The sequence below is a fragment of the Stappia stellulata genome, assembly GCF_020176715.1.
Taxonomy (GTDB): domain Bacteria; phylum Pseudomonadota; class Alphaproteobacteria; order Rhizobiales; family Stappiaceae; genus Stappia.
Genome location: NZ_JAIVMF010000023.1, coordinates 1 through 24,919, shown reverse-complemented (window position 1 = coordinate 24,919; position 24,919 = coordinate 1). Strand labels below are relative to the sequence as shown.

Sequence of the window (24,919 nt, the reverse complement as noted above, 5' to 3'; positions counted from 1 at the left end):
GCGCGCTTCAGCGCAGCTCCCCCGCCGCCCCGCCGAGCGGACGCAGACGGCCGCTCGCCCCTTCTCCCGCCTTGGGAAAGGTCGCGAGCACGGGCGCGAAATCCTCATGGGTCACCGGCACGAAGCCATGGGGCGACAGCCGCAACGCGTCCGAGGGCGACACCGCCGCATCAATGACCAGAAGCTCGACGAGCGCATCGCGGATCTCGACCGGAACGCTGGCGCGCGCGACATGCGGCGCATTGGGAATTTGCGGCGAGGTCCATACCACCCGCAAGGGAGACGTGCCCGCGCCCTGCAGTTCGGCGAGATCGCGCAGGGTGCCCCGGCTGTAGCCGCTGCGCGCGTCTCCCCGCAGCGACGACCAGCCGAAGGCGACATCCGCCTCGCCGGCCAGAACGGCAGCAGCGGCCGCGCGCACGCTGTCGAACGCCCGAATGCTGGCGAAATGGCTGTCGGGATCGAGCCCGTCCGCCTTCATCGCCGCAAGCGGCACCCGGTAGCCCGCCGTCGAGACGGGTCGTGCCGTCGCAAGCCGGGTTCCGGCAAGATCCCGAAGGTCCTGAAACGGCGCGTCCCGCGCGACCAGGGCGACCGCGTGCCACCCGGCCGCGCCGTCGGCACTGCGCGGCACCATCAGCGGCACGACGCAGGAACACCGCCGATAGGCCGCCGCATAGGCCGAGGCCGACAACGGCGCATAGTCGATCTCGCCGCGGACCAGCGCGGTCTGAAGCCGGGCGAGATCGCGATAGGCGACGAGGTGAACGGGAATGCGAAGCCCCGCCTCCAGCGCCGCGCGGAACGGCTCGGCGGCCTGAAAGTCCTCGCGCGCCGGATCAAGCACCAGCCCGACGCGCAACACCGGCAGGAGCGCCAGGCGCTCGGGATCGAAGGTATCGGTGCCGGCGTCGCCCGCCTCCAGGCGCCCCTCTTCCGGCGCGTCTCTGCCGGGAACACCGGTCTGCCAGGGGTCGCGTCCGGCGTCATCCGCTGCAAGATCGCCGTCGCTGGCCTCACCTGCGTCCGTATCGGGCCAGCGCGCGTCGCCGCCGCCGTCCTGAACCGCCGCGTCCCGCGAGACGGCCGGGTCGCCGGCGGGCCACACCGCTCCCGCGTCGCCCGCTTGCTGCGCGCGGGCCGACGAAACGGCCAGAACCAGCACCGCCGCCGCAGCCAAACAAAGCCGAACCGTTCCGGGACGCGTTGCCGCTGGTCCGCCGGACATAAGCTTCCTGCGGTCTTGTGCGCGCGGTGTCACCGTCTCGTGCCGTTCCCGTGTCAGACTTCGAATCACTTGAAGGAGCCATCATGCCACGCACACCCGACACGGTCGTCTTCGATATCGGCAACGTCCTGATCCACTGGGACCCGCGCGTCCTCTACCGGGAGATCTTTCCCGACCCTGAGGAGATGGCGCATTTCCTGGAGGTCGTCTGCCCGCCGGAGTTCAATCTCAGCCTCGACCGGGGCCGCAGCTTCAAGGACGCGATCACCGAGCGTCTCGAGCTTCATCCCGAGCATGCCGAGGCGATCACCGCCTGGGACACCCGCTGGCAGGAGATGGTGCCGGGCGAGATCACGGCAACCGTCGCGATCCTCGAGGAGCTGCGCGCAGCCGGCGTGCCGCTTTATGCGATCACCAATTTCTCGCGCGAGAAATTCGCCGAATGCGAGATCCGCTTTCCCTTCCTCAAGGAGGCGTTTCACGACGTGGTGGTCTCGGCCCATGAAGGCGTTCTCAAGCCGGACCCGGCGATCTACCAGGTGCTGTTTTCCCGCAACGCAATCGTGCCGGAACAGACGATCTTCATCGACGACAGCGCCACGAATGTCGCCGCCGCGCGCAACGTCGGCATGCACGCCCACCATTTCACCGGCGCAGACGGCCTGCGCGCGGTCCTTGCAGACCAGGGCTTTCCGCTCACGCCTCGCGGCTGACCTCAAGCGTCGGCGAAGCCTCTAAGCGCGTTGACGCAATTGACGCCAAGCGCGTCGACCGCATAGCCGCCCTCCATCACGAAGACCGTCGGCAGGCCGGCGCGCGCAAGCGCCGCTCCCATGCGGGTAAAATCCTCGCCGGTCAGGCGGAATTTCGAGATCGGGTCGTTCTGGTAGGGATCGAGACCGAGCGAGACGACCAGCGTGTCCGGGCGATGCGCTGCAATGCGCGTCAGCGCCGCGTCGAGGGCGGCCGACCAGATGCGCCAGTCGGCGCCGAGCTCCAGCGGATAGTTGGCGTTATACCCCTCGCCCGCTCCGGCGCCCGTCTCGTCGGCATGGCCGAGGAAATAGGGGTATTCCTCGCGCGGATCGGCATGGATCGACAGGAAGAGCACGTCGTCGCGCTCGTAGAAGATCGACTGCGTGCCGTTGCCGTGGTGGTAGTCGACGTCGAGCACGGCAACCCGCTCGGCGCCGGCATCGCGCAGCCACTGGGCGGCGATCGCCGCGTTGTTCAGGAAACAATAGCCGCCGTAATAATCGGCCGCCGCGTGATGCCCGGGCGGGCGGCACAGCGCGAAGGCGTAGGCCTCGCCGCCGGCGACCAGCCGGGCCGCCGTCAGCGCGGAATTGGCGCTGGCACGGGCGGCGGCGAAAGTGTGTTCGCCCATCGGCGTGCCGGCATCGAAGGAATAGCGCCCGAGCAGGCCGTCGATGTGATCGGGCGCGGGATCCTTGCGCAGGCCCCTGACCGGCCAGACGAAGGGGAAGGCCTCGCCGGACCGTCCGGCGTTGGTCCAGCGGGTCCAGAAGCTTTCCAGGAACGCCAGATAGTCGGCATCGTGAACGCGCTGCAAGGGCGCCATGCCGAAATCGTCCGGCTCGAGCACCGCGCCGAAGCCGGTTTGCAGGATGCGGTCGCGCACCATCTCGGCGCGCGCCGGAATTTCCACCGCCGGCTGCAGCGCGCCGTCGGAAATCTCGTGGGTCGGATTGTGAGCCAGCTGGCCCATGGAAAAGATGGTCTTCATGCGTCGGGTCCCCACCCTGGCCGCCCCAATCACCTTTGAGATCCGGTCACCTTCAAGGTCCAGTCGCCTTGCATGGACGGGCAGCGCTCTTCCCATCGCTGATACCGGTGTCGGCCGGTCGCCGCAACCCGTCAGCGAGGCGCCAGGGCGCATGCCTGCGGCAAAGTCGGGAAAAGCCGCAAGGGACGCGCCTACTGGATCAGCCGCATGGTTCCGGAGCGGATGTCGACCGTGCGCAGGCGGTTGAGCGCCGACATGCCGATGAGCGGGATTTCCAGCGCGCCCGCCGGCATTACCAGCGCCTCGACATTCCGCATGCGGATGCTGCCGAGGCGCATTTCACGCAGGCGCACGGGGGCGGCGAGCGCCACGCCGTTGGCGGTCCTGACCCGAACCGTATAGTCGGAAGCGGAAGGCGCGATGCCGGCCGCCCGCGCAACAGCGAGGGGCAAGGCGACGGCCGAGGCGCCGGTGTCGATCAGCGACTGGACCGGACGGCCGTTGAAATGCGCGCTGACCTGGAAGTGGCCGTTCTGCCCCGCCTTGAGGACGAGCGTGCGCAGTCCCGAAGAGGTCTGCGAGGCATCGCTTTCGCCGTCATCGACGCGGGCGGCGGCTAGAAGTCGGCCGTCGTCCAGGTAGGTGCGGGCAAGGTCGGGGCCGAAGACCGCGGCCGCCACGACAGCAATCGCAATGATCAGATAGCGTCCCATCGGTCCCTCTTCGCCCTTCCGCGGATCAATGGGAGAAGTATCGACCTGACGGGTTAAGGGAGGGCTGAGCCTTGAGGAAAACCGCAGGTCTGGGTTTGCGAAAGGTGAACGCGGTCGCCGGCTTTTTAACGAGACGCGGCAAGCCGTACCTATGAGGCGGTGGTGCGCTCGCAGGTGAGCGTGTCGGCAAGCGCGGCAATCGCCTGTGCACCCGGCGAGGACGTCTGCGCGCCTGTTGCCGTGCAGGCGAGCGCCCCGGCGGCCGTGCCCTCGCACAGGGCGCGCGGCACATCCGCCCCCCGGTCGAGCGCTGCGGCAAGCGCCCCGACGAAGGCATCGCCGGCGCCGGTGGTATCGACGACCTCGATGCGCGGCGCGGCAACCCGCCAGACGTCCGTCCCAAGCCGCGCGACGACACCGCGCGGCCCGAGCGTGACGACGCTCAGGCGCTCCGCACCGCCAAGCACGGCGCAAAAGGCTTCGGCGGAGGACCCGGGCGCCGCGCCCCTGGCAATGCCGAGCTCCGCCGCCTCGATCTCGTTCGCGACGACAATGTCGACATCGTCGAGAAGCGAAGCCAGATCCGCGTCCCCGGAGGGCGCGGCGTTGAGCAGCACCCGCGCTCCGGCCGCACGGGCGCGCGCCACCGCATCGCGGATCGGTTCGGCGCGCAACTCGCGCTGCAACACCAAAAGCACCTCGGGAGACAGTTCGCCCTCAAGCCAGTCGGCGGCGACGCGGGCATTCACGCCGCTGGCGCACATGATCAGGTTCTCGCCGTCGGCGGCGACCCCGATCATGGCAAGCCCGGTCGTTCCCTCCAGATGGCGCACGCCGGAAAGGTCGACGCCGGCGGCCTCCAGATTGGCGAGCGCGGGGCCGGCATGGGCATCCTGTCCGACCGCGCCGATCATGCGCACCCTGGCGCCCGCGCGGGCGGCGGCAAGCGCCTGATTGGCGCCCTTGCCGCCGGCAAAGCTCTGGTGATCCGGCCCGACGATGGTCTCGCCGGGTGCCGGCAGGCGCGGCAGCGACACAACCAGATCCAGGTTGATCGACCCGAAAACTGTGATCATCTCCGCGCCCCCGCGTTCAGGCGGAAAGCCCCGCCTATTTGGTACCGTACATGCGATCGCCCGCGTCGCCGAGCCCCGGCACGATATAGCCCTTCTCGTTGAGCCTTTCGTCGATGGCGGCGGTAAAGATCGGCACGTCGGGATGGGCCTCGTTGAACTTGGCGATGCCCTCGGGTGCGGCCAGCAGGCACAGGAAGCGCAGTTGCGTCGCGCCGCGATCCTTCAGCCGCTGCACGGCGGCAATCGCGGAATTGGCGGTGGCGAGCATCGGATCGACCACCACGACGAGGCGTTCGGCGAGGCCGTCGGGAGCCTTGAAGTAATATTCGACCGGCTGCAGCGTCTTGGGGTCGCGGTAGAGACCGATATGGGCGACGCGCGCCGCCGGCACCAGTTCCAGCATGCCCTCCAGCAGGCCGTTGCCGGCGCGAAGGACGGAGGCGAAGACGAGCTTCTTGCCCTCGATGACGGGAGCCGACATCGGCTGAAGCGGCGTCTCGATCTCCATCGGCGCGATCGGCAGGTCGCGGGTGACCTCATAGGTCAGGAGAACGGAAATTTCCCTGAGCAGACGACGAAACCCTTGGGTCGAGGTGTCCTTCATCCGCATGTGCGTGAGCTTGTGCTGAACCAGCGGATGGTCGATTACGGTGGCACCTGTCATGTCTCGCCTCTTCTTGTGTCGGACCGGATGTCGAACGCGTCCCCGGCAACGCCAGGGCCGGACGACCGGTGCGCTGCCTGTCTTCGGTCCTTCTAGTTCAAGCGCTCGCCAAGCGGAACACCGGCCGCGACGAAAAGCAACAGATCCGATGCGCCTCACGCCGGGTCCGGAGGGGCGTCCTCAGCCGTCGCCACCGCATGCAGCAGCCGGGCGCGGGTGTCCTCGTCGCAAAAGGCGGCGGCAATCGCCGTGCGCGTGATCTCCAGGCTCTGTGCCCGATCCCAGCCGAAGGTGCGCGCGCAAGCTTCGTATTCCTGGGCGAGCGACGTGCCGAAAAACGGCGGATCGTCGGAATTGAGCGTGATGCGGCAGCCGGCGCGGCGCAGCAGGTTGACCGGATGAAACCGCAGCGCGCCATAGATCCCGAGCGCCAGATTGGAGCCGGGACAGACTTCAAGCACGATGCCGTCCCGCACAATGCGTTCGACCACGGCCGTGTCCTCGATGGCGCGCACGCCATGGCCGATGCGCGAGACCTGCAGGAAATCGAGCGCCGCCGTCACGCTTTCCGCCCCGGCCGTTTCGCCGGCATGAGCGGTAAGACCGAGGCCGGCCTCCGCCGCCATGCGAAAGGCGCGGGCGAAATTCGCCGGATGGCCCTCCGTCTCGTCGCCCGCCAGGCCAAAGCCCGTCACCAAAGGATGCGGATAGGCCGCGACCTGACGGGCCACCTGTTCCACCGCGCGCGCGCCGAAATGGCGCACGCCGACGGCGATCATCCGCGCCTCGATGCCTGTCGCCGCCCGCGCCCGCGCAATGCCCTCGGCAAGACCGCCGACATAATCGGCATAGGAGAGGCCGCTTGCGGCGGCATGATCCGGCGAGATGGTGAGTTCGGCGTAGATCGCGCCGTCCGAGGCAATCGAGCGCAGATAGGTCTCGGCGAGGCGCGCATAGTCCTGCGGCGTGCGAAACACCCGGCTCGCCCTGTCATAGACGGCGAGAAACTGGGCGAAGTCCGTCCACGCATAGGACCCGTCCTCGGCGAAGAGGCCGGAGACATCGACGCCGTGTTGATCGGCGAGCTCGCGCACCAGATCCGGCGGCGCGGCGCCCTCGATGTGGACATGCAGTTCCGCCTTGGGCACGAGGGCCGCAGTCAGGGTCTGCGTCATGCCGGCCCGAAGCCGCGCATCGGGTTTTCAGGAGACCGCAGCAGCCAGTTGTCGGGCGACCAGCGGGCCGTGCCGTCGACCATGTGCAGCGCATAGGCATGGCGCGAGCGCGGCGAGCGGTTGGGCGCGGAGCGGTGCGGCACCAGACCATGCAGCACGACCAGCGTTCCCTTCGGCGCGACGAGTGCGGCATCCTCGCCGAAAGGCGTGTCGTCGAGCGGTTCCATGGTCAGCCCGTCGCCGTCGTAGTGAAAACGCTGGCGCAGAGGACCGATATGGCCGCCCGGCACGCCGAGCAACCCGCCGTTGGTCTGGTCCGCATCCTCGAGCGCGAACCAGAAGCCGGTGCAGGTAAGCGGCTCGGTGTGCAGGAAGGTGGAATCCTGGTGGCAATTGACCTCGCCGCCGATCTCCGGCGGCTTGAAGATATACATCGACTGCGCCAGCAGCGGATCGGCCAGCCCGAGATCGGCGGCGGTGCGCGCAAGGCGCGGATCGCGCGAAAACGCCTCGAACACCGGATCGAGATCGTGCAGCGCATGGCCGACCTTGTTGAGCGCGGCATGCTTGGGCCGCGTCAGCTTGCCGTCGGTGTCGAAGGCTTCCTCCTCGAAGAAGAAACGGATTTTGTCGCCGCTTTCGCGGAAGTAGCGGTCGCGGGCGTGGCTCTGCGCGCCGGTCTCGAAGACGGAGGCGTTTTCCGCCGGATCAAAGGCGTCGATCAGCTCGGTCATGCGGCTGGCGAGCGCGTCGCATTCCTCAGAACTCTTGTAGCCCGTCAGGACGAGAAATCCGTCCTCGGCATAGGCCGTGCGCATCTCCGGCGTCAAACGACCGTCAGCGGGCGCCTCAAATGAGCGTGCAATCATTCATCCGTCCTTGTCATGTCTGGGAGACGCGTCGTCGTTTACAGGAACCCCTGTCCGTGCCGGCCCGGCGCCAGACCCAGATGCGCGGCCAGCGTCTCGCCGATGTCGGCGAAGGTCGCGCGCACGCCGATGGCGGTTGCCGGGATGCCGGGCCCCGTGCCGATCACCGGAATGCGCTCGCGGGTGTGATCCGTGCCGCGCCAGGTCGGGTCGCAGCCGTGATCGGCGGTGAGAAGCAGCAGGTCGCCGGGCTTCAGCCGCGCCAGCAGTTCCGGCAGGCGGGCGTCCAGCGCCTCAAGGGCTGCGGCATAGCCGGCGACATCGCGGCGGTGGCCGAACAGGCTGTCGAAATCGATGAAATTGACGAAGACGAGATCGCCGTCGCCGGCCTCCTCCATCGCCTCCAGCGTCTTGTCGAAAAGCGCCATGTTGCCGGCGGCCTTGCGCACCGTGGAGATCCCCTGATGCGCGAAGATATCCGCGATCTTGCCGACCGTATGCGTCCGGCGACCGGCCTCCACCACCCGGTCGAGCAGCGTCGGTTCGGGCGGCAGGACAGAGTAATCCCGCCGGTTCGCCGTGCGCTCGAAGGTCTCGGCCGTCTCGCCGACGAAGGGCCGCGCGATCACCCGGCCGATGTTGTAGGGATCGACCAGGTCGCGCACGGTCTCGCAGAGCGCATAGAGACGCTCCAGCCCGAAATGGGTCTCATGCGCCGCGATCTGGAAGACGGAATCGCCGCTCGTGTAGCAGATCGGCTTGCCGGTCGCGATGTGGTCCTCGCCGAGTTCGGCGATGATCACCGTTCCGGAGGCATGTTTGTCGCCAAGGATCCCGGGCAGGCCGCCCTTGTCGACAATCGCGCGGGTCAGTTCGGCCGGAAAGGCCGGTTCGGTGTCAGGGAAATAGCCCCAGTCGAAGGTGACCGGCACGCCGGCGATTTCCCAGTGGCCGGAGGGCGTGTCCTTGCCGTGCGAGGTCTCGCTCGCCGCGCCCCAGACACCCTCGGGCTCCACACCCACATCGAGGCCGGCGGGTGCGGTGCCGCTCGCCAGAAGTGCCGCACGGGCCAGACCCAGCCGCGTCATGTTGGGAAGCGCGAGCGGACCCTTGCGCAGGCCGTCGCGATCCGCCGCGCCGGTGGCGCAGGCAGCGGCGATATGGCCGAGCGTATTCGCGCCCTCGTCGCCGAAGCTTGCCGCATCCGGAGCCCCGCCGATGCCGAAACTGTCCAATACGCACAGGATTGCGCGGGCCATGGGGTTTCCTCTTTGTCAGCAGTCTGACGGGTTTGTCCCGTCTTTCGTTGTTCGAACGATCAACCCGACGGACCGACCCGCCCGGCAATCACCGGCCTGTCCTCCACCTGGGACGGCGCACCGACGCGATAGGCTTTCTGCACGATCTCCGTCGCACGCGCCGCAGCCGCCTCGTCGGCGGCATGGACGATGGCGAGCGGCGCGTCGCTGTCGACGGAATGTCCGACGCCCGCCAGATGCTCCAGCCCGACGGCCGGGTCGATCGTATCCTCGGGACGCCGACGCCCGCCGCCAAGCTCCACCACGGCAACGCCGATGGCGCGCGCATCGACGCAGAGAACCGTCCCGGCCTCCGCCGGATAGATCGCCCGCTCCACCGGAGCGGAGGGCAGATAGGCCTCGTATTTTTCCAAAAAATCCGCCGGACCGCCAAGTGCCGTGACCATGCGGGCGAAATGCTCGGCCGCAGCGCCGCTGCCAAAGACCTTGCGCATCGCATCGGCGCCCGCCGCCCGGTCGGGCGCGAGGCCCGCAGTCACCAGCGCCTCGCCGCCAAGCTCCACGGTGACGTCATAGAGGCGGTTGTCGATGGCACGACCGGTCAGGAAATCGGCCGCATTGCGCACTTCCAGCGCGTTGCCGGCGGCAGAGGCCAGCGGCTCGTTCATGTCGGTCAGGAGTGCGGTGGTGCGGCAGCCCGCGCCATTGGCGACGGCGACGAGGCTTTCGGCGAGTGCCATCGCCTCCTCCAGCGTCGCCATGAAGGCGCCGCTGCCCCATTTGACGTCGAGCACCAACCCCTGAAGCCCGGCGGCGAGCTTCTTCGACAGGATCGACGCGGTGATCAGGTCGACGCTCTCCACAGTCCCGGTAACATCGCGGATCCCGTAGAAGCGCTTGTCCGCCGGGGCGAGATCGGCGGTCTGCCCGATGATCGCGCAGCCGACGTCGGCCACCACCTTGCGAAACAGCGCATTGTCGGGCTGCGTCACATAGCCCGGAATGCTGTCGAACTTGTCGAGCGTGCCGCCGGTGTGGCCAAGCCCGCGCCCGGAAATCATCGGCACGGCCGCGCCGCAGGCGGCCAGCGCCGGCGCCAGCATCAGGGACACATTGTCGCCGACGCCACCGGTGGAATGCTTGTCGACCACCGGCCGGTCGAGGTCGGACCAGTCGAGCACGGTGCCGCTGTCACGCATGGCGAGCGTCAGCGCCACGCGTTCGTCGGCGGAAAGCTTGCGGAAGATGATCGCCATCGCCAGCGCGGAGACCTGCGCGTCGGTGACCGATCCGTCGACCAGCCCCTTGACGAAAAAACCGATCTCCTCGGCATCCAGCGTGCCGCCGTCGCGTTTCTTGCGGATGAGTTCCTGTGCGAGCATCGCGGTCAATATCCTGCCTTGAGGGGGATCGGCCCGTCGTCTGGCGGATCGCCAAGGGCTGCCAGCAGCGCATCGAGCAGTCCGCTCGCGCCGAAACGGAAGCTTGCCGCCGACACCCAGTTCGGCCCGAGAATCCGGTCGGCGAGCGCAAGATAGGCGCTTGCGTCCTCGACGGTGCGAATGCCGCCGGCCGGCTTGAAGCCGATCTCCATCAGACTGTCGCGGCGCACTTCCTCGATCAGGGTCAGCATGATTTCGGCCGCCTCCAGCGTCGCGTTGACCGCAACCTTGCCGGTGGAGGTCTTGATGAAATCGGCGCCGGCGCCGATCGCGACATTGGAGGCCGCGTGGATCAGCAGCGGATCGCCGATCTCGCCGGTTTCCAGAATGACCTTCAGCGTCGCCTCCGGGCAGGCCGCGCGCACCCGGCGGATCTGCTCCTCGGCAAAGCCGCGGCGTCCGGCGACGAAGGCGCGATAGGCCATGACCAGGTCGATCTCGTCGGCGCCGTCGGCGACCGCCTGCCGCGTTTCGGCAACGACCTTCAGCGTCTCGTCGCCGCCTTGCGGAAAATTCACCACCGTCGCCACCCGGACGCCGGTACCGGCAAGCGCTGCCGCCGCCTGGCCGACGAAGCGCGGCCAGATGCAGACGGCGGCGACCGGCCCGTGCGGCGTGACGGCACGCTTGCACAGCGCATCGATGTCAGTCGCCTGGCAACCATCGTCCAGATTGGTCAGGTCGACCAGCGGCAGGGCGCGTGCGGCGGTCGCAGCGGCTGTTTCTGCGGCAGTCATCTCAGTCATCGGCAAGATCCTTCACGAAACGCCGGATCAGCGTCTTCAGAGCATCGACCGCGGTCAATGCGGTCGCCTTGGTCTCGGCATGGGACAACGCATGCGCCTGCAGGCCGGCGCCATAGTTGGTGATCGTCGAAATCGCCGCGACCCGAAAGCCCATGAAGCGGGCCAGAATCACCTCCGGCACCGTCGACATGCCGACCGCATCCGCGCCCAGTCCCCGCGCCATGCGGATTTCCGCCGGCGTCTCGAAGGAGGGGCCGGAAAACCACATGTAGACGCCCTCGCCCACCGTGATGCCGGCGTCTTTCGCAAGGGCCGCAAGCCGGGCGCGCAGCTCAGGGTCATAGGCCGCGCTCATGTCGAGAAAGCGCGCCTCGCTTTCCTCGCCGATCAGGGGATTGAGACCGGACCAGTTGATGTGGTCGGAAATCAGCATCGGCGTTCCGGGCGCGAGGTCCTCGCGCAGGCTTCCGGCCGCGTTGGTCAGGAGCAGCGTGTCGCAGCCAAGCTCCCTTAGCGTCTCCAGCGGCGTGCGCATCACGTCCGCCTTGCCGCTCTCGTAGTAATGCGCGCGCCCCGACAGGACGACGACGGGAACGCCGGAGAGCGTTCCGGCCACGATCTCGCTGCCATGCGAGGAGACGGAGGACACCGGAAAGCCCGAAAGCCGCGCGTAAGGAAGGCGCACGGCGTCCTCGATCTCGTCGGCGAGCGCGCCGAGACCGGAGCCCAGCACCATGCCGAGACGGTAGGTGCCCGGGCGCGCGGCGCGGACCTGTTCGGCGCATTCGCGTCCATAGCCGCTCATGACGCGGTGTCCTTTCGTTCATGCAGTTCGAATTTCGCCGGCAGCAACTCGTCGAGACGGAAGGTCCGGCGCAAGGCAGTGGCATTGCAGATATGCACCGGCGTGTCATCGCCTGCGAACTCGGCGAGCCGCTGGCGGCAGCCGCCGCAGGGCGTGCAAAGGGCGGCATCGGCCGTCACCACCACCTCCACCACCCGGCGGCCGCCGGCGGCAACCATGGCGCCCAGCGCCGTCGTCTCCGCGCACCAGCCTTCCGGGAAGCTGGCGTTTTCGACATTGCTGCCGGCGAAGATCCGTCCGTCGTCGGTCAGAACCGCCGCGCCGACGGCAAAGCCGGAATATCCGGCATAGGCATTGTCGCGCGCCGCACGCGCGGCGGCGAAGAGGTCGTCGAAACGGCTCATGAGCGTTCCTTGACATAGGCCGTGCCGCCGGCCTTGGGCGGGACGGCCCGGCCGATGAAGCCGGCCAGCAGCACCACGGTCAGGATATAGGGGAGCGCCTGGATCGCCTGCACCGGCACTTCGCCGATGCCGGGCACCTGCTGTCCCTGCAGGCGGATCGCCACCGCATCGAGGAAACCGAAGAGCAGACAGGCGAACATCACCGGCACCGGCTTCCACTTGGCGAAGATCAGCGCGGCGAGCGCAATGAAGCCCTTGCCCGCGGTCATGTCCTTGATGAAGCCCGCCGATTGCGCCACCGACAGATAGGCCCCGGCGATGCCGCACAGGATGCCGGTGCAGATCACCGCGCGGTAGCGCAGCCAGGTGACGGAGATGCCGGCGGTGTCGACGGCGGCCGGGTTTTCGCCGACGGCGCGCAGGCGCAGGCCGAAACGGGTGCGAAACAGCACCCACCAAGTGAAGGGCACGGCGAGAAACGCGATGTAGACCAGGACGTTGTGGCCGGACAGAAGCTCGGAATAGATCCCGCCGATCACCGGAACCTCGCGCAAGGCATCGGCGAAGGGCAAGACCAGGGTCTCGAAGCGCGCATCGCCGGTGACCGGCGGCGTGCGCCCGCCCTGGCGGAACCAGTCCTGGCCGAGCAACGCCGTCAGGCCGATGGCGAGGAAGTTGATCGCCACGCCGGAGACGATCTGGTTGCCACGGTGGGTGATGCAGGCAAACCCGTGCACAAGCGCAAGCGCGATGGACACCAGAATGCCGGCCCCCAGACCGATCCAGGCGGAACCGGTGACGGCGGCGGCGGCGCCGGCGGCAAAGGCCGCGCCCAGCATCTTGCCCTCAAGGCCGATGTCGAAGACGCCGGAGCGCTCCGAGTAAAGTCCGGCAAGGGCGGCCAGCAACAACGGCGTGGAGAGCCGCACCGTGCTGTCGAGAATGAGGATCAGCGTGTCGAACATTGGCGGTGCTCCTCAGGCCGGTCGCGTGGCCGGCGCGGAGAGCACACCGAACAGCTTGATGAGGGCGGGGCGGAACATATGCTCCAGCGCGCCGGCGAAGAGGATCACCAGCGCCTGGATCACCACGATCATGTCGCGGGTGATCGCCGGCATCTCGAAGGCAAGCTCGGCGCCGCCCTGGTAGAGCATGCCGAACAGCAGCGCGGCAAAGAGAATGCCGAGCGGATGCGAGCGCCCCATCAGCGCCACGGCAATGCCGACGAAACCGTAGCCGGAAACGAACTCGATCAGCAGCCGGTGCTGCGACCCCATGATCTCGTTGACCGCCATCATGCCGGCCATGGCTCCGGAAATCAGCATGGTGATGACGGTGATGCGCACGGGCGAGATGCCGGCGTAGATCGCCGCCGTCTGGTTGGCGCCGAAGGTGCGGATCTCGTAGCCGAGCTTGGTGCGCCAGATCAGCACCCAGGTGAAGACGCAGGCGAGAAGCGCCAGCACGAAGGAGAGATTGGCCGGCGCGGAGCCGAAATCGACGCCGGGCAGGATTGTATCCAGCAGGGGAAGCCGTCCGCCCTCCTCGAAGGTGCGGGTTTCCGGCTGCATCGAGCCTTCCTTCGCCATCACGTTGACGAGCAGATAGACCATCAGCGAGGCGGCGATGAAGTTGAACATGATGGTGGTGATGACGACATGGCTGCCGCGCTTGGCCTGAAGCACGGCCGGAATATAGGCCCAGGCCGCGCCGAAGGCGGCGGCCCCCGCAACGGCAAAGGGCAAGGTCACCCACCAGGGCACGAAGCGGTCGAGCGCCAGACAGGCGAAGGCGACGCCGAGCCCGCCGATATAGGCCTGTCCCTCGCCGCCGATGTTGAACAGGCTCGCATGAAATGCGACCGCCACGGCAAGACCGGTGAAGATGAAATTGGTGGCGTAGAACAGCGTGAAGCCGATGCCCTCGTTCCAGCCGAAGGCGCCCCACACCAGAATGCGCACCGCATCGATCGGGTTCTCGCCGATCGCCAGCACCACGAGGCCGGAGACGAAGAAGGCCGCCGCCACGTTGATCGCCGGCATGAGAATGTAATCCGCCCAGCGCGGCATCTGACCCGCCGTCATTCCGCCGCCTCCTGCGTCGCACCCGCCATGAGAAGTCCCAGTTCGCTTTCCGCCGTCTCCGGCGCGCGTTCGCCCACCACCCGGCCGTCGAACATGACGAGCACCCGGTCGGCGAGCGCGCGCACCTCGTCGAGTTCGACGGAGACGAGCAGCACCGCCTTGCCGGCGTCGCGCAGCGCGACGAGCCGCTTGTGGATGAACTCGATGGCGCCGATGTCGACGCCGCGCGTCGGCTGGCCGACCAGAAGCACGGCCGGATCGCGCTCGATCTCGCGCGCCAGCACGATCTTCTGCTGATTGCCGCCGGAGAAATTGGCCGTCTTCAGCGAACAGTCGGGCGGGCGGATGTCGTATTTCTCGATGCCCGCGCGCGCGGTGGCGCGGATGGCGTCGAGATCGAGGAAGGCGCCGCGACCGCAGGCGGGATCGCGATGATAGCCGAGGATGGCGTTTTCGTATTCGTGGAAGCGCGTCACCAGCCCCATCCGGTGCCGGTCCTCCGGCACATGGGCGAGACCATAGGAGCGGATTTCCGCCGGATCGCGCCGCGCGGCGGCAAGGTCGATGCGGGTGCCGTCGATGGTGACGATACCGGACCGCGCCGGGCGGATGCCGGCAATCGCCTCCAGCAGTTCCGACTGGCCGTTGCCGGAGACGCCGGCGATGCCGACGATCTCGCCGGCGCGCACCTCAAACGAGACGTCCTTGACCACATCGACGCCGCGCGCGTCGCGCACGTTCAGCCCCTCGACGCTCAGGAGCGGGGCGCCCGGTTGCGCCGGGGTCTTTTCCACGTCCAGCAGGACCCGCCGCCCGACCATCAGTTCGGCCAGTTCGCCCATGGAGGTCTTCGACGTCTCGCGGGTTGCGACCATCTCGCCGCGCCGCATGACCGAGACCTCGTCGGTCACGGCCATGATCTCGCGCAGCTTGTGGGTGATCAAAAGGACGGTCTTGCCCTCGTCGCGCAGCACCCGGAGGATGCGGAAGAGATGATCGGCCTCCGGCGGGGTCAGCACGCCGGTCGGCTCGTCGAGAATGAGAATGTCGGCGCCGCGAAACAGCGCCTTGAGAATTTCCACCCGCTGCTGCAGCCCGACCGGCAGATCGCCGGTGATGGCGTCCGGGTCGACCTTGAGGTCGTAGTCCGCTTCCAGCCGCTTCAACTCGGCCCGCGCGCGGCCGATGCCCTCGGACAGCCGTGCGCCGCCCTCCGCCCCGAGAATGACGTTTTCCAGCACGGTGAAATTGTCCACCAGCATGAAATGCTGATGCACCATGCCGATGCCGAGCGCGATCGCCGCCTGGCTGGAGGCGATCGTCACCGTCTTGCCGTCGACGCGGATCTCGCCGCCGTCGGCATGATAGAACCCGTAGAGGATCGACATCAGTGTCGACTTGCCGGCGCCGTTTTCCCCGACGATGCCGTGGATCGACCCCTTCTTGACCTTGAGGTTGATGTCCTTGTTGGCCTGAACCGCACCGAACCGCTTGTCGATGCCCTCCAGCTCGATGGCAAGTTGCTCGCTCACAGCGGACACTCCCCGTCGCGCATGGTGTCATGCACCGAAATGCGCCCGTCCGCGATGCCGGCCTGCGCGTCGCGCGCCGCCGCCTCCATCGCGGGGGTGACCAGCGCGCGATTGTCGGCGTCCAGCACCCAGTCCATGCCGCCGTCCTTCAGACCCAGTTCCTGCACACCCGGCGTCCAACGGCCGTCACGCACATCCATGAAGTTGTTGAAGACGGCGGTGTCGATGCGCTTGCGGATCGAGGTCAGCACCCGGCCCGGGTGCAGGCCGTTCTGGTTGCTGTCGGTGCCGATGCCGAGCTTGCCGGCATCCGCCACCTCCTGCAGCACGCCGATGCCGGTGCCGCCGGCCGCCTGGATGATCACGTCGGCGCCGCGCGCGATCTGGCTGCGCGCCAGTTCCGCCCCGCGCGCGGGATCGGCGAAGGCCGCCGGCGTGTCGCCGGCCATGTTGAAGATCACCCGCACATCGGCGGAGACGGACGCCGCGCCCTCGCGGTAGCCGCAGAGAAACCGGCGGATGATCGGAATATCCATGCCGCCGACGAAGCCGATGGTGCCGGTCTTCGACGCCATCGCCGCCAGCAGGCCGGCGATATAGGCGCCCTCATGCTCGCGAAAGACGACGGAGCGCACATTGGGCGCATCCACGACCATGTCGACGATGGCGAAATTGGCATTCGGGAAATCGGCGGCGGCACCCGACACGGCGGAGGCCTGGTTGAAGCCGATGGCGACGATCGGATCGGCGCCGCGCCTTGCGAAATTGCGCAGGGCCTGCAGGCTCTCCGCGTCGCGGGCGATCTCGAAGTCGCGGTAGCTGTCGCCGGTCTCCGATGCATAGCGCTCCGCGCCGCGGTAGGCCGCCTCGTTGAAGGAGCCGTCGAACTTGCCGCCGACGGAATAGACAAGCGCCGGCTCGGCAAGACCACCACCGCTCGCGGCGAGAAGCATCGCCGCACCGCCAATGCAGCTTTTCCAAGTCAAAAGGGTCATCGTCGGTCCGCCCCGGCTTGCCTGCGCGTTGCGGCCGCCCCGAAAACCGGGACGGCCGTTTTCGTCACGTTTCTTCGATCAGAACGGGCAGCTCTTGGTGGCCATGTAGTCATGCACCTCGATCTTGCCGGAGATGATGTCGGCGCGCGCCTGGGCGACCGCTTCCTTCATCTCGTCGGTGATCAGCGCCTCGTTGTGCTCGTCGAGCGCCCAGTCGACACCGCCTTCCTCAAGCCCGAGCGTGTAGAAACCGGAGGTCCAGTTGCCGTCGCGCGCGTCCTTGAAGGCCGTCTCGACCGCCACGTCGACGCGCTTCAGCATGGAGGTGAGCACCTGGCCCGGATGCAGGGCGTTCTGGTTGCTGTCGACGCCGATGCCGAGCTTGCCGGCATCCGCCACGGCCTGCAGCACGCCGAGACCGGTGCCGCCGGCCGCGTGGTAGATCACGTCGGCGCCGCGATCCATCTGCGACTGGGCCAGCTCGCCGCCCTTGACCGGATCGTTCCAGGCGGCACCCGTCGTGCCGGTCATGTTCTGGAAGACCTCCGCATCCGCATTGGTCTCGATGACGCCCTGCTTGTAGCCGCAGGCGAACTTCTGGATCAGCGGAATGTCCATGCCGCCGACAAAGCCGACCTTGCCGGTTTCCGACGCCATCGCGGCGAGCTTGCCGACGATGTAGGAGCCTTCCTGTTCCTTGAACAGGATGGAGCGCACGTTCGGCAGTTCGACGACCATGTCGACGATGGCGAACTTCGTGTCCGGGAACTCCTTGGCGACCTTTTCCAGCGCATTTGCGTGGGAAAAGCCGATGGCGACCACCGGATTGGCGCCGCGACGGGCGAAATTGCGCAGCGCCTGCTCGCGCTGGCTGTCGTTCTGGATCTCGAAGTCGCGATACTCGATGCCGGTTTCCGTCTTGAAGCGCTCCGCGCCCGTATAGGCGGCCTCGTTGAAGGACTTGTCGAACTTGCCGCCCATGTCATAGACGAGGGCCGGCGCGAACTCTTCCGCCATCGCCGTGCCGGACAGAAGCGCCGCCGCCGCGACGCCGAGAATGTAGCGTTTCATCACCTGCAAAACCTCCACCTGTTCCCCGCAGCCGGCGTCATGCCGAGCGGGCCTGTTGTGCGCCCTTTGCCGACACCAGGGCGCGCCCCAGGCTTTCGTCGACAATCAGGTCCGTGATCAGCCCCGCGCGCAGTGCCGCGCGCGTCGCTTCAAGCTTGCCAAGGCCGCCCGACAGCGCGACGACGCGCGACCCGCGCACCGCCTCGAACGGCAGGCCAACCGCCTTTTCTCCCAGTTTCGCGCCGACGAGTGTGCCGTCGCGCCCGATAAACCGCCCCATGAGGTCGCAGACCGCGCCCGAGGCGATCAGGTCGCGCTGCTCGTCGCGCGAAATCAGGTCGCGGCGAATGAGATGGCCGTCGTCCTCCACCGAGCCGATGCCGATGACGAAAAGATCGGAGGCGCGCGCGCGCTCCAACAGCGCCTGCACGCTGCGCTGGCCGAGGAACATGTCCCGCTCGGTGGCACTTTCCGCCAGATAGGGAACGGGCAGATAGAAGCCCTCTCCGCCGGTGCGTTCGGCCAGTTGCTGCACGACGTCGAAGGGGTTTGCGGACAGCTTGCGGGTGAGCGATCCGGAGATCGAAACGATCCTGAGATCGGGCCGCTGCACGCGCGGCATCCGCTCCACCGTCGCCTTCAGCGTGCGGCCCATGCCGACGCCAAGCTGCGAGATGCCGGATCCGGACAGGAGATTGGCAAGATGCGGGCCGGCCAGCGCGGCGATCGCGCGGATGTCGCTGTCTTCGGAATGATCGCCGCCGGCGCCGATGTCCGGCGCGATCAGGCAGGACGACAGTCCCCATTCGGTGATCAGCGCCGCCTCGATCTCCAGACAGTCCGCCGGCCGGCCGGCGATCTGGAACCGCACCAGCCCCGTGCGCTGCGCATGGGCGATCAGTCTGTGAACCTTGGCGTTGGAAATACCGAGGCGGGTCGCGATCTCGCCCTGGGTGGCGCCACCGACAAACGACATCCATGCCGCGCGAATGGCCATATCCGTGGTCCAGTCGCCCTGTTGCATGGCCACACCCCTCCCTCGCCGCCTGCCCCGAACTGACATTGTGTCCCGGACGCTCGTTTTCTGGCGCCGATCCGGAGTGCCCGCTAGCCGAAAAAATATTCAGCACTTGCGATTTCTTTCAAACAGACTGCATGACGGTTTCTGCAAGGTCAAGCGCGTTATCTGTGCAATTGCGGGCGGCAAAGCGCACCGCGGAGCAAGCGGCGCGCGCCCGGTCGGCAGGCATGAAATACCCGACGGGCGGCAATTCCTGCCGAGCGTTTCGCCTTTTGCAAGAGCGGACGCCACGGATCGCCCGGCCCGGTCGCGCCAAGCTGCGCGCGCGCCACTCTCGCACGGCGGTTTTGCCCGTGCCCTCTCGCTCAGGCTTTTCCATTGACGTTGCGGCAGTTTCCGCCGCCATCCGTCATCCGCACGGGAAACGAACGGGCGGGTCGAGGGCGTTCCGGCCAGCCAATGGCACGACACTTGCGTTGCAAACCTTCAGGTGTCCGATTGTCGCCACCGCGCACCCCATCGCTCCCGCGCCTTTGCCGGGAGCGGCGCGACCACGGCAGGAGAAGACAGCCCGGGAGGGGCTTTTAGGGAGACGGCGTCAGAACAGGCGGGAGCTTGTCACATCGGTTGAAGGAGAATTCGACCATGCGCGTTTCAGTTCACCCCTCTCCGGCAAGGGACGCCGCCCTTGTCCTCCTCCGCGGCGCGCTGGTCGCGCTGTTGGCAGCCTCACTCGGCCTTGCCGTCACATTGCGCAACGCCGATGCACAGACCCTTGGATATGGCTACGATCCGGGCGCCGAGGTCGATGTCGAGCTGGTGCTCGCCGTCGACATCTCGCAGTCGATGGACACCGAGGAACAGGAAATCCAGCGCGCCGGCTATGTCGCGGCCCTCACCTCGCGCGAGGTGCTCGACGCCATCCGCTACGGCCCGACCGGGCGCATCGCCGTTTCCTACATGGAATGGGGCGGCGCCGGCGAGCAGTTCATCGTCGCCGACTGGTCGGTGATCAGCGATGCCGCCACCGCTGCCGCCTTTGCCGCCAAGGTCGCCGAGGCGCCGCTGAACCAGCGCCGGCGCACCTCAATCGCCTCCGCGCTGGAACACGCCGTGGCGATGGTCGAGGGCAACCGCTTTCAGGGGCTGCGCAAGGTCATCGACATTTCCGGCGACGGCCCCAACAACCAGGGCGGCGCCGTCACGCTCTACCGCGACCGCGCAGTCGCCGCCGGCATCACCATCAACGGCCTGCCCCTGATGCTGAAAAGCAACGAGACGGCGTGGCAGGCGATGCTGAACATCGATCGCTACTATGAGGACTGCGTGATCGGCGGGCCGGGGCATTTCTTCGTGCCGGTGCACTCCAAGGCACAATTCGCCGATGCCATCCGCATGAAGCTCGTGCTCGAGATCGCCGGGCTGGTGCCCGAAAAACCGCTGGTGATGCAGGCCAGCGCACGCAAGCCGGTCAACTGCGGGCTGTACGATTGACGGCGCCCCGGCCAGCGGGGGCGATCCCCTTTCGGAGCGTCTCCGCACGGCCAGACGGGTTCCAACGGACGGCGGAAACGGGTAAACGGAACGTCGGCGTTTGCCGCGCCCTCCGCGTGAACACAGGACCCAGCCGTGACCGGATCGCTTCCCGACATCCTGCCCCGTTCAGACCTGCCGCGTCCCGCGCTCGCGCTGATCGCGCATGATGCCAAGAAGGACGACATGGTCGCCTTCGCGAGCGCGCATCTCGACAAGCTCGCCGCCTACACGCTGGTTGCCACAGGCACCACCGGCGGGCGCATCGCCGATGCCTGTCCGGCTCTGGAGATCCTGCGGCTGAAAAGCGGCCCGCTCGGCGGCGACCAGCAGATCGGCGCGATGATCGCGGAAGGCCGGCTCAACGGACTGATCTTCTTCGTCGATCCGCTGTCGCCAATGCCGCATGACGTCGACGTCAAGGCGCTGATGCGGCTTGCGGTGGTCTACAATATTCCCATGGCGCTCAATCCGGCGACGGCGGAAATCCTTCTGCGCTCGGCGCGGCTTGCCGGACTGTCGACCACATCGAAGACACCGGAAATCCCGCGCGGAAAGTCATGACCGCAAGCCCGATTCCGCACGCGGCCTTCCCGTTTCCCGTCCTGGTCGCCGACATCGGCGGCACCAACGCCCGTTTTGCGCTTGTCGCCGCCGCCGACGCGCCGACCGGCGCGGCCGCGCGCGTGCCGACAGCGGATCACGCCGGCTTTTTCGAGGCGGCGCGGGCCGCGCTGCCGCTGGAGGGCGCGACGCGCCCGCGCTCGGCGGTGCTCGCCGTCGCCGGACCGGTGACAGGGGAGCGCATCCCGCTCACCAACGCCGACTGGGTGATCGAGCCGCGCAAGCTGATGGCGGAGCTCGACCTCGACCGGGTCCTGGTTCTCAACGATTTCGAGGCCCAGGCGCTGGCGCTCCCCGGGCTCGACGGCGACCATCTGCAGCAGATCGGACCGGGAACGCGGATCGCACAAGCCCCGCAGGTGGTGCTTGGCCCCGGCACGGGCCTCGGCGCCGCGGCGATGATCCATGCCGCCGGCCGCTGGGTGCCGGTTCCCGGCGAAGGCGGCCACGTGGAACTCGGCCCGGTGAGTGCGGAGGACTATCGCGTCTGGCCGCATATCGAGCGCGTCGGCGGGCGCATCGGAGCCGAACAGATCATCAGCGGCTCCGGACTGCTGCGGCTGGCGCGGGCGGTGTGTGCCGCCGAAGGCGCGACCCGCGACTTTTCAGCGCCCGGCGACGTCACCAGCGCCGCCGATGCCGGCGACGAGATCGCCAACCGCACGCTGGCGCTCTTTGCCCATGCGCTCGGACGCGTCGCCGGCGATTTCGCGCTCACCTTCCTGGCTCGTGGCGGCGTGTTCCTTGGCGGCGGCATTCCACCCCGCATCGAGCGCCATCTGGTCGATGGCGGATATCGCGCCGCCTTCGAGGCCAAGGTCCCGCATGACGCCCTGATGGCAACCATCCCGACGTTTCTCGTCCGCCACGACGCGCCGGCCCTCGAAGGGCTCGCCGATTTCGCCCGCACGCCCGACAGGTTCGCGGTCGACCTGGACGGCCGGATGTGGACACGCGCCGCAGCCGACCGTCCCAAATGAGCTTGAGCGAGATTTCCAGACCCGCGCTGCCGATCGACGCGGTTCTCGGCGATCTCACCGCAGCGCTTGAGACGAACACCCGTGCCGTGCTCGTCGCGGAACCCGGCGCCGGCAAGACGACGGTCGTGCCGCTTGCCCTCCTCGACGCGCCCTGGCGCGGGGAGACAGACCCGCAGGGGCGCATCATCCTGCTCGAACCGCGCCGGCTCGCGGCGCGCGCGGCGGCCCAGCGCATGGCCTGGCTGATTGGCGAAAGCGTCGGCGAAACCGTCGGCCTGCGTGTGCGGCTGGAAACCCGGGTTTCGGCGAAGACCCGCATCGAGGTCGTCACCGAGGGCGTCTTCACCCGCATGATCCTCGACGATCCCGAGCTTTCCGGCGTCGCCGCCGTGCTTTTCGACGAGTTTCACGAACGCTCGCTCGATGGCGATCTCGGCCTGGCGCTGGCGCTCGATGCGCAAGCCGCGCTGCGCGAGGACCTGCGGCTCCTGATCATGTCGGCGACCATCGACGCGGAGCGGATCGCCGCGCATCTCGACGGCGCGCCGGTGATTGCCTGCGCCGGGCGAAGCTTTCCCGTCGAGACGGTCTATCTCGGGCGCGACCCGCGCAAGGGGCCCGCCGATCAGGCGGCCATGGCCGTCCGCAAGGCTCTTGCCGAGGAGCGCGGGTCGATCCTGGTTTTCCTGCCGGGACAGGGCGAGATCCGCCGCGCGGCCGATCTTCTTGCCGGGCATCTGCCGCCCGACACCGATCTCGCCCCGCTTTTCGGCGCGCTGACCGGCGCGGAGCAGACCGCCGCGATCCGCCCCGCGCCCGACGGCCGGCGCAAGGTGGTGCTCGCGACCGCCATCGCCCAGACCTCGCTCACCATCGAGGGCGTGCGGGTCGTGATCGACAGCGGGTTGTCGCGGGTTCCCGTCTACGAGCCGGCGACCGGGCTGACGCGGCTGGAAACCGTTCGCGTCTCGCGTGCCGCCGCCGACCAGCGCCGGGGCCGCGCCGGGCGCATGGAGCCGGGTCTGTGCTACCGGCTTTGGGACGAACCGCAGACCGCCGCCCTTGCCGCCGACGATCGGCCCGCGATCCTGGAGGCGGACCTGTCGCGCCTTGCCCTCGACCTCGCCGCCTGGGGCGTGGCGGATCCAGCCGCCTTGCGGTTTCTCGATCCGCCGCCTTCCGGTGCCTGGTCCCAGGCGATCATGCTGCTGACCTCTCTCGGCGCGCTGGATGCCGGCGGGCTCCTGACGGAGGAGGGCAAGCGGATGATGCAGCTCGCCTTGCCGCCACGTCTGGCGCATATGCTGGTCGCGGCGGGACGCGAGGGCCATGGCGGGCTTGCATCGGAGATCGCCGCGCTGTTGTCGGAACAGGGGCTTGGCGGCCGGGACAGCGACCTGCGCGGCCGGCTCTCCGCCTTCCGCCGGGCGAAGGATCCGCGCGCGAAATCCGCGCGTGCGCTTGCCGCACGCTGGCGCGAGGCGGCGGGCGTTGCCGTCGGAGACACCGACCCTGACGCCTGCGGTCCGGTGCTGGCGCTCGCCTTTCCCGACCGGGTGGCACAGGCGCAGGACGGGCGCGGCGGCTTTCGCATGGCCAATGGACGCGCGGCCCGGCTGGAGGAAACCGACGCGCTCGCCCGCGAACCCTTCCTCGTGCTTGCCGAGGTGCAGGGCACGGCGGCGCGCGGGCGGATCCTGCTGGCCGCGCCGATCTCCCGCGAGGAGATCGAGGTGCTCTTTGCGGAGCAGATCGTCAGCGAAACTCGCGTTGCCTGCGATGCGTCGGGTGCCGTGCGGGCGCGGCGCATCCGCCGTTTCGAGCGTCTGGTGCTTGCCGAGGACGTCGAGCCGGCGCCGGACCCGGAGGCCGTCGCGACGGCGCTTGCCGAGCATCTGAAGACGCGCGGTGCCGGCGCGCTCAACTGGTCGAAGGCTCAAAAGGCCTTGCGCGGCCGGGTCGCGATGTTGCGCCGGATGCTTGGCGAAACGGGAGCAAACGACTGGCAAGATCTTTCAGACGACGCGCTGACGGAGACGATGGACGACTGGCTCGCGCCCTATCTCGCCGGGATCACCAAGGCATCCGAGATCGACGCTCGGCTTCTGGGCACTGCGCTTGCGGGCCTTGTGCCGCAGCACCGCATGGCGGAGCTGGAGCGCCTGACGCCGGCGCAGTTCGACGCCCCGTCCGGATCTCGCGTCGCCATCGACTATTCGCGTGAGGAAGGACCGACACTTCCCATCCGCGTGCAAGAGCTCTTCGGCCTCGACACGCACCCAGCGATTGCCGACGGGCGGGTGCCGCTGATCCTGGAACTGCTGTCGCCGGCTCACCGGCCGATCCAGATCACGAAGGATCTTCCCGGCTTCTGGCGCGGCTCCTGGGCGGCGGTGAAATCGGAGATGAAGGGCCGCTATCCAAAACACCCCTGGCCAGACGATCCCCTCTCCGCGCAAGCCACCGCACGGGCGAAGCCGCGGGGGACGTGAGGCGACGCAAGCTCGAGGTCTGCGAGACCCCGAATTCACTCTGGAAACGAATGGATCCCCGATCAAGTGTTCAGACCGGTGACATAGGTGACATGTGTTCATGGAGATGGTTGACACGTTTGGCATGAGTCCCGTTGAGGAGGCGGCCATGCCCTGGTCACAGGTGTCGATCATGGAACAGCGAGAAGAGTTTGTGCGCCTTGCGCGGCTTGAAGGTGTGAACCGGCGAGAGTTGTGCCGGCGGTTCGGGATCCGCGCACAGACGGGATACAAGTGGCTTCGCCGGTTTGCGGCGGGCGAGAGGCTTGATGATCGCAGCCGGCGTCCGAAGTCGAGCCCGCAGCGGGTGAGCGCGGCTTGGGAAGAGGCGGTGGTGCGTGTGCGCGAGGAGCACCCGGCATGGGGGGCACGCAAGATTGCGGCGGTTCTGGCCCGCAGCCAGAGTGAGCTGCCTGCCGT

Annotated in this window: 24 protein-coding genes; 6 read left to right on the top strand and 18 right to left on the bottom strand. The window is 68.0% G+C overall.

Annotation, left to right across the window (positions count from 1 at the left end; all coding sequences use genetic code 11):
• Positions 1 to 7: 7 nt before the first annotated feature.
• Positions 8 to 1,180: a phosphate/phosphite/phosphonate ABC transporter substrate-binding protein gene (locus LC092_RS19160; RefSeq protein ID WP_224809123.1), complete on the bottom strand. Its 1,173-nt coding sequence runs from the start codon at positions 1,178 to 1,180 to the stop codon at positions 8 to 10.
• Between the two features lie 131 nt (positions 1,181 to 1,311).
• Here LC092_RS19160 and LC092_RS19155 point away from each other — a divergent pair, with 131 nt between their 5' ends.
• Entirely contained in the window at positions 1,312 to 1,941 is a 630-nt protein-coding gene (locus tag LC092_RS19155; protein WP_224809122.1) for an HAD family hydrolase, read from the top strand.
• Positions 1,942 to 1,943: 2 nt separating this feature from the next.
• On the opposite strand, the gene LC092_RS19150 is transcribed toward LC092_RS19155, so the two are convergent.
• The 17 genes from LC092_RS19150 to LC092_RS19070 form a co-directional block, all read right to left on the bottom strand.
• The gene (locus LC092_RS19150) at positions 1,944 to 2,975 is read right to left on the bottom strand and encodes a histone deacetylase family protein (RefSeq protein ID WP_224809121.1); all 1,032 of its coding nucleotides are present in this window, start codon (positions 2,973 to 2,975) and stop codon (positions 1,944 to 1,946) included.
• Positions 2,976 to 3,166: 191 nt separating this feature from the next.
• The gene (locus tag LC092_RS19145) at positions 3,167 to 3,688 is read right to left on the bottom strand and encodes a TIGR02281 family clan AA aspartic protease (protein WP_224809119.1); all 522 of its coding nucleotides are present in this window, start codon (positions 3,686 to 3,688) and stop codon (positions 3,167 to 3,169) included.
• A 149-nt stretch (positions 3,689 to 3,837) separates the two neighbouring features.
• A complete protein-coding gene (locus tag LC092_RS19140; RefSeq protein ID WP_224809118.1) occupies positions 3,838 to 4,764 on the bottom strand; it encodes a ribokinase in 927 nt (308 codons plus the stop codon).
• Between the two features lie 34 nt (positions 4,765 to 4,798).
• A complete protein-coding gene (upp, locus tag LC092_RS19135) occupies positions 4,799 to 5,428 on the bottom strand; it encodes a uracil phosphoribosyltransferase (protein ID WP_224809117.1) in 630 nt (209 codons plus the stop codon).
• Positions 5,429 to 5,583: 155 nt separating this feature from the next.
• Positions 5,584 to 6,603, bottom strand: a complete 1,020-nt coding sequence (locus LC092_RS19130; protein ID WP_224809116.1) for an adenosine deaminase — start codon at positions 6,601 to 6,603, stop codon at positions 5,584 to 5,586.
• Positions 6,600 to 7,472, bottom strand: a complete 873-nt coding sequence (locus LC092_RS19125) for a phytanoyl-CoA dioxygenase family protein (protein WP_224809115.1) — start codon at positions 7,470 to 7,472, stop codon at positions 6,600 to 6,602. Before LC092_RS19125 ends, LC092_RS19130 begins: the two co-directional genes overlap by 4 nt.
• 38 nt (positions 7,473 to 7,510) lie before the next feature.
• Positions 7,511 to 8,731: a phosphopentomutase gene (locus LC092_RS19120; protein ID WP_224809114.1), complete on the bottom strand. Its 1,221-nt coding sequence runs from the start codon at positions 8,729 to 8,731 to the stop codon at positions 7,511 to 7,513.
• Positions 8,732 to 8,790: 59 nt separating this feature from the next.
• Positions 8,791 to 10,113 (bottom strand): thymidine phosphorylase, encoded by a 1,323-nt coding sequence (deoA, locus tag LC092_RS19115; RefSeq protein ID WP_224809113.1) that lies wholly within the window; start codon positions 10,111 to 10,113, stop codon positions 8,791 to 8,793.
• Positions 10,114 to 10,118: 5 nt separating this feature from the next.
• Positions 10,119 to 10,910 (bottom strand): deoxyribose-phosphate aldolase, encoded by a 792-nt coding sequence (gene deoC, locus LC092_RS19110; protein WP_412103619.1) that lies wholly within the window; start codon positions 10,908 to 10,910, stop codon positions 10,119 to 10,121.
• Position 10,911: 1 nt separating this feature from the next.
• On the bottom strand, positions 10,912 to 11,724 hold the full coding sequence (locus tag LC092_RS19105; RefSeq protein ID WP_224809111.1) for a purine-nucleoside phosphorylase: 813 nt from the start codon (positions 11,722 to 11,724) through the stop codon (positions 10,912 to 10,914).
• Positions 11,721 to 12,128 (bottom strand): cytidine deaminase, encoded by a 408-nt coding sequence (gene cdd, locus LC092_RS19100; protein ID WP_224809110.1) that lies wholly within the window; start codon positions 12,126 to 12,128, stop codon positions 11,721 to 11,723. The genes LC092_RS19105 and cdd overlap by 4 nt, the downstream gene beginning before the upstream one ends.
• Positions 12,125 to 13,093 carry an ABC transporter permease gene (locus LC092_RS19095; protein WP_224809108.1) on the bottom strand — a complete coding sequence of 323 codons (969 nt, stop codon included), beginning with the start codon at positions 13,091 to 13,093 and terminating at the stop codon, positions 12,125 to 12,127. The genes cdd and LC092_RS19095 overlap by 4 nt, the downstream gene beginning before the upstream one ends.
• A 12-nt stretch (positions 13,094 to 13,105) precedes the next feature.
• The gene (locus tag LC092_RS19090; RefSeq protein WP_224809106.1) at positions 13,106 to 14,212 is read right to left on the bottom strand and encodes an ABC transporter permease; all 1,107 of its coding nucleotides are present in this window, start codon (positions 14,210 to 14,212) and stop codon (positions 13,106 to 13,108) included.
• Complete coding sequence (locus LC092_RS19085; protein ID WP_224809104.1) at positions 14,209 to 15,744, bottom strand: ABC transporter ATP-binding protein; 1,536 nt, start codon at positions 15,742 to 15,744, stop codon at positions 14,209 to 14,211. The genes LC092_RS19090 and LC092_RS19085 overlap by 4 nt, the downstream gene beginning before the upstream one ends.
• Complete coding sequence (locus LC092_RS19080; RefSeq protein ID WP_224809102.1) at positions 15,741 to 16,739, bottom strand: BMP family lipoprotein; 999 nt, start codon at positions 16,737 to 16,739, stop codon at positions 15,741 to 15,743. The genes LC092_RS19085 and LC092_RS19080 overlap by 4 nt, the downstream gene beginning before the upstream one ends.
• Before the next feature lie 78 nt (positions 16,740 to 16,817).
• Positions 16,818 to 17,810 (bottom strand): BMP family lipoprotein, encoded by a 993-nt coding sequence (locus tag LC092_RS19075; RefSeq protein WP_224809100.1) that lies wholly within the window; start codon positions 17,808 to 17,810, stop codon positions 16,818 to 16,820.
• A 37-nt stretch (positions 17,811 to 17,847) separates the two neighbouring features.
• Positions 17,848 to 18,834 carry a sugar-binding transcriptional regulator gene (locus LC092_RS19070; RefSeq protein WP_224809099.1) on the bottom strand — a complete coding sequence of 329 codons (987 nt, stop codon included), beginning with the start codon at positions 18,832 to 18,834 and terminating at the stop codon, positions 17,848 to 17,850.
• Between the two features lie 642 nt (positions 18,835 to 19,476).
• Here LC092_RS19070 and LC092_RS19065 point away from each other — a divergent pair.
• The 5 genes from LC092_RS19065 to LC092_RS19045 form a co-directional block, all read left to right on the top strand.
• Positions 19,477 to 20,325, top strand: a complete 849-nt coding sequence (locus tag LC092_RS19065) for a DUF1194 domain-containing protein (protein WP_224809097.1) — start codon at positions 19,477 to 19,479, stop codon at positions 20,323 to 20,325.
• 174 nt (positions 20,326 to 20,499) lie between these two features.
• Positions 20,500 to 20,928 (top strand): methylglyoxal synthase, encoded by a 429-nt coding sequence (locus LC092_RS19060; protein WP_224809148.1) that lies wholly within the window; start codon positions 20,500 to 20,502, stop codon positions 20,926 to 20,928.
• A complete protein-coding gene (locus LC092_RS19055; protein WP_224809095.1) occupies positions 20,925 to 21,968 on the top strand; it encodes a glucokinase in 1,044 nt (347 codons plus the stop codon). The genes LC092_RS19060 and LC092_RS19055 overlap by 4 nt, the downstream gene beginning before the upstream one ends.
• The gene (gene hrpB, locus LC092_RS19050; RefSeq protein WP_224809092.1) at positions 21,965 to 24,460 is read left to right on the top strand and encodes an ATP-dependent helicase HrpB; all 2,496 of its coding nucleotides are present in this window, start codon (positions 21,965 to 21,967) and stop codon (positions 24,458 to 24,460) included. Before LC092_RS19055 ends, hrpB begins: the two co-directional genes overlap by 4 nt.
• Positions 24,461 to 24,608: 148 nt before the next feature.
• On the top strand, positions 24,609 to 24,919 hold a 311-nt coding region (locus tag LC092_RS19045), incomplete at its 3' end, for a helix-turn-helix domain-containing protein (protein ID WP_224809146.1).

Excerpts from the sequence above, each read along its gene's own strand:
- hrpB (WP_224809092.1), top strand. The coding sequence starts at position 21,965 with ATGAGCTTGAGCGAGATTTCCAGACCCGCGCTGCCGATCGACGCGGTT.
- deoC (WP_412103619.1), bottom strand. The coding sequence starts at position 10,910 with ATGACTGCCGCAGAAACAGCCGCTGCGACCGCCGCACGCGCCCTGCCG.
- cdd (WP_224809110.1), bottom strand. The coding sequence starts at position 12,128 with ATGAGCCGTTTCGACGACCTCTTCGCCGCCGCGCGTGCGGCGCGCGAC.
- LC092_RS19075 (WP_224809100.1), bottom strand. The coding sequence starts at position 17,810 with ATGAAACGCTACATTCTCGGCGTCGCGGCGGCGGCGCTTCTGTCCGGC.
- LC092_RS19095 (WP_224809108.1), bottom strand. The coding sequence starts at position 13,093 with ATGTTCGACACGCTGATCCTCATTCTCGACAGCACGGTGCGGCTCTCC.
- LC092_RS19125 (WP_224809115.1), bottom strand. The coding sequence starts at position 7,472 with ATGATTGCACGCTCATTTGAGGCGCCCGCTGACGGTCGTTTGACGCCG.
- LC092_RS19070 (WP_224809099.1), bottom strand. The coding sequence starts at position 18,834 with ATGCAACAGGGCGACTGGACCACGGATATGGCCATTCGCGCGGCATGG.
- LC092_RS19155 (WP_224809122.1), top strand. The coding sequence starts at position 1,312 with ATGCCACGCACACCCGACACGGTCGTCTTCGATATCGGCAACGTCCTG.
- LC092_RS19140 (WP_224809118.1), bottom strand. The coding sequence starts at position 4,764 with ATGATCACAGTTTTCGGGTCGATCAACCTGGATCTGGTTGTGTCGCTG.
- LC092_RS19145 (WP_224809119.1), bottom strand. The coding sequence starts at position 3,688 with ATGGGACGCTATCTGATCATTGCGATTGCTGTCGTGGCGGCCGCGGTC.
- LC092_RS19065 (WP_224809097.1), top strand. The coding sequence starts at position 19,477 with ATGCGCGTTTCAGTTCACCCCTCTCCGGCAAGGGACGCCGCCCTTGTC.
- LC092_RS19080 (WP_224809102.1), bottom strand. The coding sequence starts at position 16,739 with ATGACCCTTTTGACTTGGAAAAGCTGCATTGGCGGTGCGGCGATGCTT.
- LC092_RS19105 (WP_224809111.1), bottom strand. The coding sequence starts at position 11,724 with ATGAGCGGCTATGGACGCGAATGCGCCGAACAGGTCCGCGCCGCGCGC.
- LC092_RS19120 (WP_224809114.1), bottom strand. The coding sequence starts at position 8,731 with ATGGCCCGCGCAATCCTGTGCGTATTGGACAGTTTCGGCATCGGCGGG.
- LC092_RS19055 (WP_224809095.1), top strand. The coding sequence starts at position 20,925 with ATGACCGCAAGCCCGATTCCGCACGCGGCCTTCCCGTTTCCCGTCCTG.
- LC092_RS19150 (WP_224809121.1), bottom strand. The coding sequence starts at position 2,975 with ATGAAGACCATCTTTTCCATGGGCCAGCTGGCTCACAATCCGACCCAC.
- LC092_RS19090 (WP_224809106.1), bottom strand. The coding sequence starts at position 14,212 with ATGACGGCGGGTCAGATGCCGCGCTGGGCGGATTACATTCTCATGCCG.
- upp (WP_224809117.1), bottom strand. The coding sequence starts at position 5,428 with ATGACAGGTGCCACCGTAATCGACCATCCGCTGGTTCAGCACAAGCTC.
- deoA (WP_224809113.1), bottom strand. The coding sequence starts at position 10,113 with ATGCTCGCACAGGAACTCATCCGCAAGAAACGCGACGGCGGCACGCTG.
- LC092_RS19130 (WP_224809116.1), bottom strand. The coding sequence starts at position 6,603 with ATGACGCAGACCCTGACTGCGGCCCTCGTGCCCAAGGCGGAACTGCAT.